This window comes from Halorarum halophilum (assembly GCF_013401515.1).
GTDB lineage: Archaea > Halobacteriota > Halobacteria > Halobacteriales > Haloferacaceae > Halorarum > Halorarum halophilum.
This window is the reverse complement of the sequence record NZ_CP058529.1, coordinates 2564325-2579077: the sequence shown is the minus strand read 5'-3', so window position 1 is coordinate 2579077 and position 14753 is coordinate 2564325. Positions and strand designations below refer to the sequence as shown.

General features: G+C 69.7%; 13 protein-coding genes. 4 read left to right on the top strand and 9 right to left on the bottom strand.

Annotated features, from left to right (window positions below):
• From HUG10_RS13000 to HUG10_RS12990, 3 genes are all read right to left on the bottom strand, one after another.
• Positions 1-420: a PPC domain-containing DNA-binding protein gene (locus HUG10_RS13000; RefSeq protein WP_179169983.1), complete on the bottom strand. Its 420-nt coding sequence runs from the start codon at positions 418-420 to the stop codon at positions 1-3.
• 421 nt (positions 421-841) lie between these two features.
• Positions 842-2065 carry a homoserine O-acetyltransferase MetX gene (metX, locus tag HUG10_RS12995; RefSeq protein ID WP_179169982.1) on the bottom strand — a complete coding sequence of 408 codons (1224 nt, stop codon included), beginning with the start codon at positions 2063-2065 and terminating at the stop codon, positions 842-844.
• On the bottom strand, positions 2066-3352 hold the full coding sequence (locus tag HUG10_RS12990) for an O-acetylhomoserine aminocarboxypropyltransferase/cysteine synthase family protein (protein WP_179169981.1): 1287 nt from the start codon (positions 3350-3352) through the stop codon (positions 2066-2068). It abuts the gene before it with no gap.
• Between the two features lie 109 nt (positions 3353-3461).
• Between HUG10_RS12990 and HUG10_RS12985 the strand changes: the two genes are divergently transcribed.
• Positions 3462-4397 carry an ABC transporter ATP-binding protein gene (locus HUG10_RS12985; protein WP_179169980.1) on the top strand — a complete coding sequence of 312 codons (936 nt, stop codon included), beginning with the start codon at positions 3462-3464 and terminating at the stop codon, positions 4395-4397.
• Entirely contained in the window at positions 4394-5236 is an 843-nt protein-coding gene (locus HUG10_RS12980) for an ABC transporter permease subunit (RefSeq protein ID WP_179169979.1), read from the top strand. The genes HUG10_RS12985 and HUG10_RS12980 overlap by 4 nt, the downstream gene beginning before the upstream one ends.
• A gap of 469 nt (positions 5237-5705) precedes the next feature.
• Here HUG10_RS12980 and ligA read toward each other — a convergent pair whose 3' ends face one another.
• The gene (gene ligA / locus HUG10_RS12975) at positions 5706-7838 is read right to left on the bottom strand and encodes an NAD-dependent DNA ligase LigA (RefSeq protein ID WP_179169978.1); all 2133 of its coding nucleotides are present in this window, start codon (positions 7836-7838) and stop codon (positions 5706-5708) included.
• Positions 7839-7988: 150 nt separating this feature from the next.
• Between ligA and HUG10_RS12970 the strand changes: the two genes are divergently transcribed.
• Positions 7989-9164, top strand: a complete 1176-nt coding sequence (locus HUG10_RS12970) for a pyridoxal-phosphate-dependent aminotransferase family protein (protein WP_179169977.1) — start codon at positions 7989-7991, stop codon at positions 9162-9164.
• A 64-nt stretch (positions 9165-9228) separates the two neighbouring features.
• Here the strand turns inward: HUG10_RS12970 and serB are convergent, their stop codons facing one another.
• From serB to HUG10_RS12955, 3 genes are all read right to left on the bottom strand, one after another.
• The gene (gene serB / locus HUG10_RS12965) at positions 9229-9888 is read right to left on the bottom strand and encodes a phosphoserine phosphatase SerB (protein ID WP_179171079.1); all 660 of its coding nucleotides are present in this window, start codon (positions 9886-9888) and stop codon (positions 9229-9231) included.
• A 62-nt stretch (positions 9889-9950) separates the two neighbouring features.
• Positions 9951-10976 (bottom strand): hypothetical protein, encoded by a 1026-nt coding sequence (locus HUG10_RS12960; protein ID WP_179169976.1) that lies wholly within the window; start codon positions 10974-10976, stop codon positions 9951-9953.
• Entirely contained in the window at positions 10969-11184 is a 216-nt protein-coding gene (locus HUG10_RS12955) for a hypothetical protein (RefSeq protein WP_179169975.1), read from the bottom strand. The genes HUG10_RS12960 and HUG10_RS12955 overlap by 8 nt, the downstream gene beginning before the upstream one ends.
• A gap of 317 nt (positions 11185-11501) precedes the next feature.
• On the opposite strand from HUG10_RS12955, the gene serA reads away from it, so the two are divergent.
• Entirely contained in the window at positions 11502-13088 is a 1587-nt protein-coding gene (gene serA / locus HUG10_RS12950; protein ID WP_179169974.1) for a phosphoglycerate dehydrogenase, read from the top strand.
• A 144-nt stretch (positions 13089-13232) separates the two neighbouring features.
• Here serA and HUG10_RS12945 read toward each other — a convergent pair whose 3' ends face one another.
• Both HUG10_RS12945 and HUG10_RS12940 read right to left on the bottom strand, forming a co-directional pair.
• Entirely contained in the window at positions 13233-13574 is a 342-nt protein-coding gene (locus tag HUG10_RS12945) for a hypothetical protein (RefSeq protein WP_179169973.1), read from the bottom strand.
• Between the two features lie 161 nt (positions 13575-13735).
• Complete coding sequence (locus tag HUG10_RS12940; RefSeq protein ID WP_179169972.1) at positions 13736-14728, bottom strand: methyl-accepting chemotaxis protein; 993 nt, start codon at positions 14726-14728, stop codon at positions 13736-13738.
• Positions 14729-14753: the final 25 nt, after the last annotated feature.

Genomic DNA, 14753 nt, shown 5'->3' with positions numbered 1-14753 from the left:
TCACAGCCAGAGGTCCAGGTCGGTCACGTCGTCCCGTTCGCGCTCCATCGGCGTCTCGAACGCGCGGAGGTACACCTCGCCGGAGAACACGGTGCCCGCGTTGAGGTGACCGGCGAGCGCCTGGCCGCTCCGCCGGGAGAGCACGGCGTGGGTGTGCGCGAACCGGTCGCCCTCCAGCAGCGCGACGTTCCCGACGCAGGAGGCAACCTCCAGCGGTTCCTCGAACTCGACCGAGCGGTACTCCTGTTCGTCCTGGTCGTAGTACCAGAGTTCCGCGTCCTCGACGGCGCCGAGCGCCGTGAACCAGCCCGCATCCACGTCCTCGCGGTCGGCCAGTTCCTCGATCTCGGCGCGCCAGTCAGCCCCCGTCTCCAGGCGCGCGAGGTACTCGCCGGCGACTTCGACCTCGCGATAGTTCATGTCTCTGTCGTCGGACGTATCCGTGTAAAGGGTTTCTCTCGTCAGCCGGCGACGAATTGTTGTTCGTTTATTGTCGTGATCCGGTGAGACCGCCTGGAACGCCTCGAGCTCCCCTGATAGGCTACACTTTTCGGGCCTCCTCTGTAGAAATTCCGGTCGATAAACTGGGCGGCTGTCCGACCTTCGTGTACCCCATCTAACCAGCTGGCATCGGCGCGCGGCGGCCGCGCACATCGACCGCTCCGAACGATCGGTCTCGGAACAGCCGAGGGTTCAAACCCCAGAACGGGGCCATTCACCCCGTGACCTGACCCCAACCGCCGGGGGTCACGCGGTCGTGCGGCTCACCCCCCGGCGGAGCGACCGAGCCGCCTGTCAGCAACAGGACGTGCCGAGCGACGTATCACCCGAACCAGAACCGCTATCCGGGGAACAGGCTCGCGTGGACGGGCGCCCGTCGTTCCCCCTCCCCGCTCCCGTCGTCCGTCGCCGTCCCCTCGTCGCGGACCGCCCGGCCCTCGATGCCGTCGGCGAGGAAGTCCCGGAGCGGCGGCCCGACCGACTCCGGTTCGACGAGGAACGCGTCGTGGCCGTGGTCCGAGTCGACGACGTGGTGGGCGACGGGCGCCCCGCCGGCCTCGAACGCCGCCGCCAGCGACCGCGACTGCTCGACGGTGAAGTGCCAGTCGGCCGTGAACGACAGCAGGAGCGCCTCGCCCTCGAAGGCGGCCAGCGCGTCCGCGTCGGAGCCGTACTCGGACGACAGGTCGTAGTCGTCCATCGCCCGCGTGAGGTAGAGGTAGCTGTTCGCGTCGAACCGTTCGGTGAACGAGCGCGCGTTGTAATCGAGGTACGACTCCACCTCGCGGTAGGGGAAGAACGCCCCCGCCGGGTCCTCCGGGAAGTCGTCCCGGCGCGCATCACGCCCCGCTGCACGCCGACCGAACTTCCGCTCCATCGACCCCTTCGAGAGGTACATCACGTGCCCGAGCTGGCGGGCGATCGCCAGCCCGTCGTCCGGGTCCGGTCCGTCGCCGTAGTAGTCGCCGCCGTTCCAGTTCGCGTCCGTCGTGATCGCCCGCCGGGCGATCGCGTCGATCGCGAGACACTGCGGGTCGAGCCGCGCGGCCGTCGCGACGGGGACGATCCGGCGCACGTCGTCGGGGAACTGCTTCGCCCAGTCGAGGACGTTCATCCCGCCGACGCTCCCGCCGACGACCGCGTGGAGCCGCCCGACGCCGAGTTCGTCGAGCAGCCGCCGCTGTGCGCGCGTCCAGTCGCCGACCGTCACGGGCGGGAAGTCCGTCCCCCAGGGCTCGCCGTCGGGACCCTCGCTCGGCGGCCCCGAGGAGCCGTAACACGAACCCGGGATGTTCACGCAGACGACGTAGTACTCGGTCGTGTCGATCGCCTTCCCCGGCCCGACGACGTCGTTCCACCACGCGCGGGCCTGACCGGCCGTGGTCTCCTCCCCGTCCTCGCGCCAGCCGGAGTCGGTGACGTGGTGGCTCCCGGTGAGCGCGTGACAGACGAGCACCGCGTTCGAGCCGTCGAACTCGCCGTACGTCTCGTAGGCGAGTTCGAGGTCTTCGATCGTCTCGCCGCAGGCGAACCGGAACTCGCCGACCGTCGCCGTCTCCGTCATTCAGACCACCTCCGCGATGGCGCGGTCGAGGTCGGCGACGATGTCCTCGGGATCCTCGATGCCGACCGAGAGTCGGAGGAGCTCCGGCCGCACCCCGGCCGCGCGCTGTTCGTCCTCGGTGAGCTGCGCGTGGGTGGTGCTCGCGGGGTGGATGAGGAGGCTCCGGGCGTCGCCGATGTTCGCGAGGAAGGAGATCAACTCGACCGCCTCGCAGAGACGCTTCCCGGCCTCGAATCCCCCCTCCAGACCGAACACGACCATGCCGCCGAAGTCGTCGAGGTAGCGCGCGGCGTTCTCGTGGGTCGGGTGCTCCTCGAACCCGGGGTAGGTCACCCACGCCACCTCGGGGTGGTCCCGGAGGTGTTCGGCCACGATGCGGGCGTTCGTGCAGTGGCGCTCCATCCGCAGTGGCAGCGTCGCCAGCCCCTGGAGGGTCTGCCAGGCGTCGAACGGCGACTGGCAGTTGCCGAGCGCGCGCACCCCCCGGTGGCGGACGACCTGCGCGAACGCGCGCTCGCCGAACCGCTCCGCGAAGTCGACGCCGAAGGCGGGATTCTCCCCCGAGAGCTCCCCGTAGTCCGCGTCGGGGTGGTCCCACGGGAAGGCCCCGCCGTCGACGAGCACGCCGCCGACGGTCGTCCCGGAGCCGTGGATCCACTTCGTCGTCGAGTTCCAGACGACGTCCGCGCCGTGCTCGATGGGATTGCAGAGCGCGGGCGTCCCGAACGTGTTGTCCACGACGAGCGGGACCGCGTGCTCGTGTGCGATCCCGGCGATCCGCTCGAAGTCCGGCGTGACGAGCGACGGGTTCGCCACGGTCTCGACGTGGACGAACGCGGTGTCCTCGTCGATGGCGTCGGCGTACGCGTCCGCGTCGGTCGTCGGAACGGTCTCGAGGTCGACGCCGCGCCGCGAGGCCATGTGCGTGAAGTAGGCGCTCGTGCCGCCGTACATGTCGCTGCTGGCGACGATGTTGTCGCCGGCGCTCGCGAGCACGCTCGTCGCGGCGTCGATGGCGGCCATCCCGGAGGCGGTGGCGACCGCGTCGACCCCGCCCTCCAGGTTCGCGAGTCGCCCCTCCAGCACCCGGGTCGTCGGGTTCGAGATGCGGGAGTACACGTCGCCCTCCCGCTCTAAGGCGTAGAGGTCCGCGGCCGTGTCGGCGTCCGCGAACGCGTACGAGGTCGTCTGGTAGATGGGCGGTGCCCGGGCGCCCGTTTCGGGGTCCCCGTCCCAGCCGGCGTGGAGCGCGCGGGTGCGGGGACCGCGTCCGTCCTCGTCGTTCATGTGCTGAGGGAATATTCCTGCGTAGGGATATGCACGTCAGTTACGGCAAGTGGTGCCGCGTGTCGGCCGGTCCAAAACCCTTTATTGTGGACCGCGGGAAGCGGAGCCTATGCCAGCCATCGAGTTGCGCGGGGTCACGAAGCGGTACGGCGACGTGGTCGCCGTCCGCAACCTCGACCTCACGGTCGAGGAGGGGACCGTCTACGGCTTCCTCGGTCCCAACGGCGCCGGCAAATCGACGACCATCAACATGCTGCTCGACTTCGTCCGGCCGACGAGCGGGAGCGTCGAGGTGCTCTCGCGCGACGCGCAGGCCGAGTCGGTCGCGGTCCGCCGGCGCACGGGCGTGCTCCCCGAGGGGTACGACGTGTACGACCGCCTCACGGGCCGCAAGCACGTCGAGTTCGCCATGCGCTCGAAGGGGGTCGAGGGCGACCCGGACGCGATGCTCGAACGCGTCGGCATCGCCGACGCGGCCGACCGCAAGGCCGGCGGCTACTCGAAGGGGATGCAACAGCGCCTCACGCTGGGGATGGCGCTCGTGGGCGACCCGCAACTGCTCATCCTCGACGAGCCGTCCTCGGGGCTCGACCCGGCGGGCGCGAAGGAGATGCGCGACATCGTCCGCACGGAGGCCGACCGCGGCGCGACGGTGTTCTTCTCCAGTCACGTGCTCGGGCAGGTTGAGGCGGTCTGTGACCAGGTCGGCATCCTCCGCGAGGGCGAACTCGTCGCCGAGGACAGTATCGCCGGCCTCCGCGACGCCGTCGGCGGCGAGGAACAGCTCGTCATCACCGTCGACTCGGCGAGCGAGGACGACGTCGCGGCGGTCCGGGCGCTCGACGGCGTCACGTCCGCCAGCACCGACGGCGGGACGGTCACCGTCACGTGCGCCAGCGACGCGAAGACGACGGTCATTTCCACGCTGGAGGACCAGGGCGTCACGGTGAAGGACTTCACCACCGAGGAGGCGTCGCTCGAGGACCTGTTCCTCCACTACACCGGCGACGATCGGGTCGCCGCCGGCGAGGAGGTGCGCGCATGAGTCTGGAGGCGGTGACGCGCAAGGACTTCGAGGACGCCGTGCGCTCGCGCTGGCTGCTGGCGCTCTCGGCGTTCTTCGTCCTGCTCGTCTCCGGCGTCGCGTACATCGTCCGGCCCGGCGGCGGCGGGACGTTCTCCTCGAACGCCATCCTCGGGCTCGTGAACGGCTCGCTTGTCACGACGCTCGTCCCGCTCATCGCGCTCGTCATCGCCTACGGCGCGGTCGTGGGCGAGCGGGAGTCGGGCTCGCTGAAGCTCCTGCTCTCGCTGCCCCACTCGCGGGCGGAGGTCGTCTTCGGCAAGGTGCTCGGCCGCACGGGCGCGATGGCGGTGCCCATCGTCATCGGTTTCCTGCTGCCGGCGCTGGTGCTCGCAGTCGGCCCGCTGCAGTTCGACGCGGGCTCGTACATCGGCTACACGCTGCTCGTCGTCTTCCTCGCGGCCGTGTTCGTCGCCATCGCGGTCGGCTTCTCGGCCGCCGTGCCGTCCCAGCGGCTCGCGGTCGCCGGCGCCGTCGCGGTGTACTTCGTGTTCGTCCCCCTCTGGCAGATCCTCCAGCTCCCGCTGCAGTTCTTCCTGCTCGGCGGGACGCCCGGCTGGCTGCCGCTCACCGGCAACGAGGTGCTCAGACTGGTCCGGCTGGTGAACCCGACGGGTTCGTTCAAGATCGTCTCGGGGGAGTACCTCGCCGGAACGCTGCTCGCTGCCGGCGAGGCAGGCAGCGACGCGGCGGGCCAGTGGGCGACGAACATGGAGATCGCCGCGGTGGCGATGCTGATCGCGTGGCTGCTCGTTCCGCCGCTCCTGGGGCTGTGGCGGTTCGAACAGGCCGACCTGTGAGCTGGCGGCTCTGACGACGTCTCGGGGTTTTTACTGTGTGGCAGTTGCTCCAATGGGAGGAGCAAGGGTGTGTTATTGGCCCCCGAGAGTGCGGTCCCTTTCTATCCCACCCTCCGAACTCGGCCGAGCGACGTTCACGCGAGCGAGGCGAGCACGAACTCGTCCGGTCGCGGTCGCGTCGACAGCAGCGGTGCGAGCAAGCGTGTTCTGACGGGTGGCGCGCGTGACTGCGAGCCGAAGGCGAGCAGACGCGCGCGAGGGATGAGCATCACAGCGCGACCGAAGGGAGCGTGAGAAGCGCAATCGGCTGGGGAGGCCGGTGGTGTCTCGTCACGCCCAGCGGTAGTGGTCCACTCTACTGCCTCGTGCTCCGCTTCACCAAGCTACCGGATTCATCGGTACCTGGAAACACACCCACAATACGCGAAACCGAAAACGAGCCACTCCAGACCAACCATCCGCCGAACGGTCACTCCTCGTCGTCCTCGGGCGGCCACTCCAGCCCGCGCTCCGCCAGTAACGCGGCGAACTCGTCCTCCTCGACGACCAGCACCTCGTTCGCGTCGGCGTCGTCGCGCTTGCTCGCACCCGGATCCTCGCCGGCGACGAGGTAGTCGGTGTTCCCCGACACGCTCCCGGTCGCGTTGCCGCCGTGGCGCTGGACGAGTTCCTCGGCCTCGCTCCGGGGGACCGACAGCGCGCCGGTGAACACGAACGTCAGCCCGGCGAGTTCGTCGCCGGCCCCGTCGACCGTCTCGGCCTCCTGCGGGGTGACGAACTCGAGGAGTTCGTCGATGACGGCCGCGTTCTCCTCGTTCGCGAAGAACTCCCGGACGGTACGGGCGACCGTCGGGCCGATGTCGGCCACCTCCGCGAGTTCGTCCTCGCCGGCCGTCCTGACGGCGTCGAGGCTCCCGAAGTGCTGCGCGAGGTTTCGCGCGGTCGCGCCGCCGACCGACGGGATCCCGAGCGCGGCGAGGAACTCCGCCAGCGGGGGCTCCCGCGAGGCCTCGATCTCCGCGAGGAGGTTGTCCGCGCTCGTCTCGCCCCACCCCTCCAGGCTCGCGAGTTCCTCGCGGCGGTCGGGGAGGCGGTAGAGGTCCGGCAGCGACTCGACCAGCCCGGCCTCCCGGAGCTGTTCGACCGACTCCTCGCCCAGCCCCTCGATGTCGAGCCCGCCGCGGCTGGCGTAGTGCTGGACCGCGCGCTCGGCCTGCGCCTCGCAGGTCAGCCCGCCCGTACAGTACGCCAGCGGACCGTCCCGTTCGACCTCGCTGCCGCAGACCGGGCAGGTGTCCGGGAACGGGTACGGCTCGTCGCTGTTGGACTCGACCACCTCGGCGACCTGCGGGATGACGTCGCCCGCGCGCTTCACCCTGACCACGTCGCCGACGTTGACGCCGAGGCTCTCGATCTCGTCGGGGTTGTGCAGCGTCGCGCGCGAGACGGTGACGCCGCCGACGTCCACCGGGTCGAGCAGCGCGACGGGGGTGAGCCGGCCGGTCCGGCCGACCTGCACGACGACGTCCTCCACCCTCGTCACCTCCGCGCGGGCGGGGAACTTGTACGCGAACGTCCAGCGGGACGAGCGCGACGTGGTCCCCAGTTGTTCACACTTGGCGACGTCGTTCACCTTGACGACGACCCCGTCGATCTCGTAGTTCAGCTCCTCGCGCTCGGCCATCAGCCGGTCGCGGTACTCGATGGCCTCCTCGATGTCGTCGACGAGTTCGGCGCGCTCGTTCGTCTTCAGCCCGAAGTCGGCGAGGATCGAGAGCTCCTCCCACTGGGTCGCCGGCGCGTCACGGCCGCCGTCCTCCCAGCCGAGGATATCGTAACAGTAGCAGTCGAGCGGCCGCCTCGCGACAGCTTCGATGTCGAGCTGGCGGAGGGTTCCGGCCGCGGCGTTCCGGGGGTTCGCGAACGGCTCCTCGCCGCGCTCGACGCGTTCGCGGTTGTGCCGCTGGAAGGCGTCCCGCGGGATGTGCACCTCGCCGCGGATCGCGAGGAACGCCGGGGGGTCGCCGCCGAGGCGGTGGGGCACCGAGGGGATCGTCCGCACCTGCTCGGTCACGTCGTCGCCCTCGCGGCCGTCACCCCGGGTCGCGGCCCGCTCGTAGACGCCGTCCTCGTAGACGAGTTCGACCGAGAGCCCGTCGAACTTCGGCTCGCAGACGTACTCGACGTCGCCGACCTCCCCGCGGACCCGCGCGTCGAAGTCCCGCACGTCCTCGGCCTCCCCCGACTGGTCGATGGAGAGCATCGGTCGCACGTGTTCGACCGTCCGCAGTTCGTCGAGCGTCGTGCCGCCGACCTGCTGGGTCGGCGAGCCGTCGACGTTGAGGTCGAAGGCCTCCTCCAGTTCCTCGAGGCGGGCGAACAGCGCGTCGTACGTCCGGTCGGCGATCAGCGGCTCGTTCTCGGCGTAGTAGCGGAAGTCGTGCTCGCGGACGGCCGCGCGCAGGAGCGCGGCCTCCTCCGCCGCCGCCTCGCTCGGGAGCGAGTCGACGGGCGCGAAGTCGGTGTCCGGCTCGACGAGGTACGGGTTGTCCGGGTCGGCGAATCGGAGCTCCTCGGCGTCGAGCCCGGCGGCGTCGGTCATCGACCGGGTGTCGGTGGCGCGGGTCGTAAAACCACGCGACTCGCGCGAACCCGACCGCGGTCACGGCCGCCCCCGCCACGCGAGCGCCCCGAGGAGGCGAGGCTTGCACCCCCCGCGAGGCTTATCCCCCGGGCGACGGAACCGGACGATATGACCGACGACGACTTCCTGCTGCTCAACCCCGGGCCGGTGCCGGTCCGCGAGGAGGTGCTGGCGGCGATGAGCGAACCGATGGTCTCGCACCGCTCGGCCGACTTCGAGGCCGTCTACGAGCGCGCACAGGACGGGCTGGACTACGTGTTCGAGCGCTCGACCCCGGACGGCGAGTCGACCTCGGCCGGCGGGACGAGCATCGTCCTCAACGGGACGGCGACGATGGGGATGGAGGCCGCGGTCGCCAACCTCGTCGGCGAGGGCGACGAGGTCGTCTCGCTCGTCAACGGGAAGTTCGGCCGTCGCTTCGCCCGCATCGCCGAGCGGTACACCGACGAGGTCGTCCGGGTGGACGCCGACTGGGGCGAGTCGATCGACGTCGCCGACGTGGAGGCTGCCGTCTCCGACGACACGGCGCTCGTCACGACGGTCCACAACGAGACCTCGACTGGGCTGGTGAACCCCACCGAGGCGGTCGGCGAGATCGCGGCCGAGCACGACGCCCGGTTCGTCGTCGACGGCGTCACCTGCATCGGCGGCGCCGAGTTCCGGATCGACGACTGGAACGTCGACATCGCGCTCACCGACGCACAGAAGGCCATCGAGACGCCGCCGGGGATCTCGGCGATGTACCTGGCCGACGGCGTCGAGGAGCACCTCGACGGCGAGTCGGCGCCGTTCTACGAGGACCTCGACTGGCACCTCCGGAAGGCCGGCCAGCACCAGACGCCGTTCACCTCCGCCGTCCCGCTGTTCCGCGCGCTCGCGGTCGCCGTCGAGGGCATCGAGTCCGAGACGATGCCGACCCGCATCGACCGCCACCGCCGCCAGGCCGCCGCGTTCCGCGAGGGGTTCACCGGCATGGGGCTGGAGCTGTTCGCGACCCCCGAGGGCGAGTCGGAGCTGTCGAACACGGTGACCGCCATCGCGCTCCCAGAGTCGATCCGGGGCGACGCCGACGACTTCTTCGACGCCGTCGCCGAGCGGAACGTCTCCATCTCGGGCGGCCAGGCCCACCTCGGCGGGGAGATCTTCCGCGTCTCGAACATGGGCTCGCTGTCGGACGAGCAGATCCTCCGCGGGATCCGGACGGTCGGCGAGGCGATGGGCGACGCCGGCGTCGACGTGGACGTCGAGGCGGGCCTCGACGCCGCTGAAGGGGAACTGGAGTAGCACCGAACGGGCGGAGCATCGACGCGCGACTCTACTCGGTCGATTCCCCCGTTTTCTACCGTTTCTACCGCTCGTTCCGCACGTCGGGGACGAGTATCCCCTCGTCCTCGAACCGGTCGGCGAGCTCCGTCATCGACTCGACCACGAGGTCGCAGGCGGGCGCGACCGCTGGCTTCGGCTGGTAGCCGACCGCCAGCCCGGCGACCTCCAGCATCGGCAGGTCGTTCGCGCCGTCGCCGACCGCGACGGTCTCTGAGAGGGGGACGTCTTGCTCGTCGGCGAGCCGCTCGAGCTGTTCGTCCTTGGTGCCCTCGATGAGCGACCCCTCGACCTCGCCGGTGAGCCGACCTCCCGAGACCGGGAGCCGGTTCGAGACGATCTCGTCCACCTCGACGCCCTCGTGCTCCAGCGCGCGCCGGACGCCGCGCTCGAAGCCGCCAGTGAGGATGGCGACGTAGTGGCCGCGCTCGCGGAGCCGTTCGATGACCCGCGCCGCGCCGGGCCGGAGTCGGACCTCGCCGTACGCCTCCTCGGCGAGGTCCTCCTCGAGGTCCGTCAGGAGACCCGCCCGCTTCCGCAGGCTCTCCGCGTAGCTGATCTCGTCGTTCATCGCCCGCTCGGTGATGTCCGCCATCTCCCCGGCGACCCCCTCCCGCTCGCCGAGCAGCACGGTCATCTCCGAGTCCGAGAGCGTCCCGTCGAAGTCGAACGCGACGATGCGCATGTGCGTGGGTCGGGGGTCGGCGGCTTGAACCCCCTGGTCCTGGCCATTCTTCATCCCGCCCGTTACCGCTGGGAGTCGCGGAGGATGAGCGGACCGATCGCGAGCGTCCGCTTGGCGACGGTTGCGACCCGGAGGATGTAGGAGGTGAACAACAGGAACGGGACCACCGTGATCGTGAACGCGACGGCGACGACCCAGGTGACGACGGGGATGTTCAGGAACGTCGCGGAGCCGAACGTCTCGGCCCCCACGAACGTGAGCATCCCGCCGGCGACCACGAGCGCGGGCACTGCGAGGTAGAGGATGTACTGGGAGAGGTTGACCAGCGCCCACTGGAAGTAGAGCGTCTTGATGTGCTCACGGGCGGGCCCGAACATCGCGAGCGCCGTTCGGAGTTCGTCGAACGCCAGTTTCTGGTCCTCGTCGAGGGTGTCGCCGAAGTCGGCGGTCATCCGCTCGATCTGGAAGATCTTCCAGGAGTAGTTGAAGTTGAGCGCGGCGAACAGCACGTCGAACGTCCCGAAGCTCGCGCCGTCCAGTTCCTTTTGGACCTCCTCCGAGTTCCCGTGGACGCTGTCGACGAACTCCGTGACCTGCCCACGCAGGTCGTCGTCGTCGCTCCGGGCGACGATCCGGTCGAGGGCTTCGGACCGGCGCTCGGTCTCCTCGACGAGTTCGTAGAGGAACGCCGACGGGTCGACGGGCACGACCTCGCCGAGCAGGTCCTTCGTGTACGTCCGGAAGTCCATCGCGGCGCTCATCCGCTGGCGCTGGTCGCCGAGCGGTCCGTTCTCCTGCGAGAGGACGAGCTGGCTGATGGTGACGACGAGGGTCGTCCCGGTGACGACCACGCCGATCATCGACGAGAAGATCGTCTCGATCGTGTCCGTCGACTTGATCTCGGACTGGAGCGACGGGTCGAGGAACACGCTGAACAGCATGAAGCTGACGAAGACGAGGACGGCGAGCACGCCCGTCAGGACGAACCGGTTCGTGCGCAGGAGCAGCCAGATCTTCAGCCGGCTCTCGTTCGACCGCTCGCGCATCGTGTCCCCGGTGCTGATGTCGTAGTCCCCGCCGTTACCCATCCTGACCCTCTCGTCCCACGCTTTCCGGCCGTTTCAACAGGAGGAACTTCGTGCCGCCGCCGACGTAGTCGATCGTCTCGACGACCTCCCAGCCCTCGGCGCCGAGGTCGTTGAGTTCGTCGACCGGGTCGCTCGCCTCCTTCTTCGTCGACTCGCGCGGCGGTCGCAACGTCCGATATTCCCAACGTGGAGGGTCGTTCGTGGACACGGTCGTTCCTTCTCGCCCCCGAAAGAAGCCAGTTGGGGCTGCGAGCCCGTCCGCCATCGTCCCTCGGCCCCGCCCGACATCCCCGACTCCGTCCCAGCAGGTCAGGGAGGCTCCGACGGCCGACGGGGAAGTCGAAACCCCTATTGGCGGTCCTGAAACCGCTCGGGAGACCCGGCCGAGGCGGTCGAATCTCCAGTCGAAACGAAGGGGTTAGCGACCGGATAACCACAGCCGACGGGTCCGCGAGCCGTCACGATCGGAGGGCGAGTTCCGCCGTCGCAGAAAGGCTTACCCTCGCGCCGGAGTTCCCTCGGTGCATGAAGGTACTCGTCAGCGACCCGGTCGCGGACGCCGGGATGGAGCTGTTACGCGAGGCGGGCCACGAGGTCGAGACAGGCTACGACCTCGACGGCGACGCCCTGCTGGAGGCGGTCAGGGACGTCAACGCGCTCATCGTGCGCTCCGGCACCGAGGTGGACCGCGAACTGTTCGAGGCCGCCCCGAACCTCGTCATCGTCGGGCGGGCCGGCGTCGGCGTCGACAACATCGACATCGACGCGGCGACCGACCACGGCGTCATCGTCGCGAACGCGCCGCAGGGGAACATCCGCGCGGCCGCCGAACACACCGTCGCGATGGCGTTCGCCGTCGCCCGCTCCATCCCGCAGGCCCACGACCGGCTCAAGGACGGCGAGTGGGCGAAGGGCGACTACCTCGGGCGCGAACTGAACAACAAGACGCTCGGCATCGTCGGCCTCGGCCGCGTCGGTCAGGAGGTCGCGAAGCGGCTCGACTCCTTCGGCATGGATCTGGTCGTCTTCGACCCGTACATCTCCGAGGAGCGCGCCGGCCAGTTCGGCGCCGAACTCGTCGACGAGGTCCACGAGTGCCTGGAGCGGGCCGACTTCGCGACCATCCACACCCCGCTGCTCCCCGAGACGGAGGGGATGATCGGCGCCGAGGAGCTGGAGTCGCTCGGCGACGGCTACCTCGTCAACGTCGCCCGCGGCGGCCTCGTCGACGAGGACGCGCTCGCCGAGGCGGTGGCGAACGGCCCCGTCAAGGGCGCCGCACTCGACGTGTTCGCCGAGGAGCCGCTCCCCGCCGACTCGCCGCTGCTCGACGTGGACGACATCGTCGTCACGCCCCACCTCGGCGCCTCCACCGAGGCCGCCCAGGAGAACGTCGCCATCGACACCGCCAGACAGGTGCTCGCGGCGTTCAACGAGGAGCCGGTGATGAGCGCGCTGAACGCGCCCTCGATGGACGAGTCGGCGTTCCCCCGCGTCAAGCCCTACATCGACGTGGCCGAGACGGCCGGGCGCATCGCCGCCCAGCTCCTCGGCGAACGCATCTCGTCGGTCGAGGTCCACTACGAGGGCGAGATCGCCGACGAGGAGATCGACCTCGTCACCGCCTCGGCGCTGAAGGGCGTCTTCTCCCAGCTCGAGTACGAGGTGAACGCCGTCAACGCGCCGCAGCTCGCCGAGGACCGCGGCATCGAGGTGACCGAGAGCAAGACCCGCCAGACCGAGGACTTCCAGAGCCTCGTCCGGGTGACCGTCGAGGACGGCGACAGCTCGATGTCGGTCGAGGGGACGCTGTTCGCCGGCGACGACCCCCGAATCGTCCGCATCGACGACTACAGGGTGGACGCCCGTCCGTACGGCCACATGCTCGTCGCACGCAACCGCGACGAACCCGGCGTCATCGGGCTCGTCGGCACGGTGCTCGGCGAGTCGAACGTGAACATCGCGGGGATGTTCAACGCCCGCGAGACCATCGGCGGCGAGGCGATCACCGTGTACAACCTCGACGGCCCGGTGCCGACGGAGACGCTCCAGCGCCTGCTCGCCGACGACCGCGTCATCGAGGTCACGACCATCACGCTGGACGAGGCCTGAGTCGGCTCCCCAGTCGGCGCGACTTACACTGTGAACCGCAGTTACAGCAGGTGAGGAACGTCTGTCGCCGGGAACACCGGCAGTAGTTCGGATCGGGAAGACCGACAGCAGTTCGAGAGAAGCGGCGGCCGGGACGGGTCGTCGTTACCGGAGTCGATCGCGGAGGAACCGGCCGATCGCGGCGACGACCGAGCCACGGTCCGACCGTGACCGGCCCGTCACGTCCGCATCGGACCCGTCCTCCCAGAAAGCTCGGTCGTCGGACGGCCGCGTGTTCGTCGTTCCGTCACCGTCCCGCTCCGCACCGTCCGGCAGCAGCGCCTCGTACCGGGCGACGAGGTTGTCCCGCTCGCGCTCCATCGTCACGACCCGGTGTCGGAGCCGGGCGTTCTCCCGTCGGAGGCGGACGACCTCGGGGGCGTCCTCGCCGCCGTACACCTCCTCGGATTCCTGCGTTTCGCTCCGACCGCGTGCCTCCGGAGACATGTGAGACACTACCACGACGCGGACCAAAAGTACCCATCGGACAGCCGTGTCACGCGCGGATGACACCCGAAGGACCTCCGACAAGTTCCCGCTCGGTCGCCGTCCGCTCCGGCGGTTTCCCGCGACCGCCCGCACGTCGAATCGCGCCCTCGAGGGCGACCCTACCGGTCGTCGTCGACGCCGTTCTCCGCCACCTCGTCGATCGTCTCGACGTGTCCGCTGGCGTCGTGGATGGCCGTGCCCTGCTCGCGGACCGCGGCGTCGATCTCGCGCGCCTCCGAGAGGATCCGGCCGGCGTTCTCGGCGGTCTGGTCGACCATCGCGGAGATCTCCTCGGCGCTGGCGGCCTGCTGGTCGGTCGCGGTCGCGACCTGCGTCACGCCGACGTCGAGCTCGTCGACCGAGTCGGAGATGTCCTCGAGGTTGTCCATCGCGTTGTCGACCTCGTCGATTCCCACCTTGACCCGCTCGTCGCTCTCGTCGAGCGCGTCGACCGCCTGGGACGTGTCCGACTTGATCTCGTCGAGCGACGTCTCGATGTCGGCGGCACGGCGCTGGGACTTCTCCGCGAGGGACTTGATCTCCTCCGCGACGACGGAGAACCCGGCACCGGCCTCGCCCGCGCGGGCGGCCTCGATGGAGGCGTTGAGCGCGAGGAGGTTCGTCTGGGCCGCGATGTCGTTCATCACGTCGATAATCACATCAATCTCGTCGACGCCGTCGTCGATCTTCCGGACGCGCTCGGAGACGACGTTCGAGGAGTCACGAACCGTCCCCATCGCGTCGACGACCTTTCGCGCCGACTGGCGGCCCTCGCTCGCGAGGTCGCTCACCTCGCGGCTCTCGGCGGCGACCTGTTCGGCCGAGGAGGCGACCTCCTCGACGGCCGCGCTCATGTCCGTGATCTCCTTTCGAACCTCGCCCATCCCCTCGGTCTGCTCGCGGCTGAGGTCGACGATGGAGTCGGTCCGCCCGGCGATCTCCTCGGAGGCCCCCTGCAGGTCGGCGAGGGCGTCCGAGACCTCGTTCTCGACGTTCGCGAGATCACCGCTCTCGTCTCCGTCGTCGAGGTCCCGTTCGGGAGTCGGTTCGTCGTCGGGGGTCGCGTCCGGTTCGACCGATCGGTCCGTGTTAGAGGCGTTCAGGGATGACACTAGTTCGTCGGAGGTCCGGCCGGCA

Excerpts from the sequence above, each read along its gene's own strand:
- HUG10_RS12990 (WP_179169981.1), bottom strand. The coding sequence starts at position 3,352 with ATGAACGACGAGGACGGACGCGGTCCCCGCACCCGCGCGCTCCACGCC.
- HUG10_RS12985 (WP_179169980.1), top strand. The coding sequence starts at position 3,462 with ATGCCAGCCATCGAGTTGCGCGGGGTCACGAAGCGGTACGGCGACGTG.
- HUG10_RS13000 (WP_179169983.1), bottom strand. The coding sequence starts at position 420 with ATGAACTATCGCGAGGTCGAAGTCGCCGGCGAGTACCTCGCGCGCCTG.
- ligA (WP_179169978.1), bottom strand. The coding sequence starts at position 7,838 with ATGACCGACGCCGCCGGGCTCGACGCCGAGGAGCTCCGATTCGCCGAC.
- HUG10_RS12980 (WP_179169979.1), top strand. The coding sequence starts at position 4,394 with ATGAGTCTGGAGGCGGTGACGCGCAAGGACTTCGAGGACGCCGTGCGC.
- serA (WP_179169974.1), top strand. The coding sequence starts at position 11,502 with ATGAAGGTACTCGTCAGCGACCCGGTCGCGGACGCCGGGATGGAGCTG.
- HUG10_RS12970 (WP_179169977.1), top strand. The coding sequence starts at position 7,989 with ATGACCGACGACGACTTCCTGCTGCTCAACCCCGGGCCGGTGCCGGTC.
- metX (WP_179169982.1), bottom strand. The coding sequence starts at position 2,065 with ATGACGGAGACGGCGACGGTCGGCGAGTTCCGGTTCGCCTGCGGCGAG.
- HUG10_RS12960 (WP_179169976.1), bottom strand. The coding sequence starts at position 10,976 with ATGGGTAACGGCGGGGACTACGACATCAGCACCGGGGACACGATGCGC.
- serB (WP_179171079.1), bottom strand. The coding sequence starts at position 9,888 with ATGCGCATCGTCGCGTTCGACTTCGACGGGACGCTCTCGGACTCGGAG.
- HUG10_RS12945 (WP_179169973.1), bottom strand. The coding sequence starts at position 13,574 with ATGTCTCCGGAGGCACGCGGTCGGAGCGAAACGCAGGAATCCGAGGAG.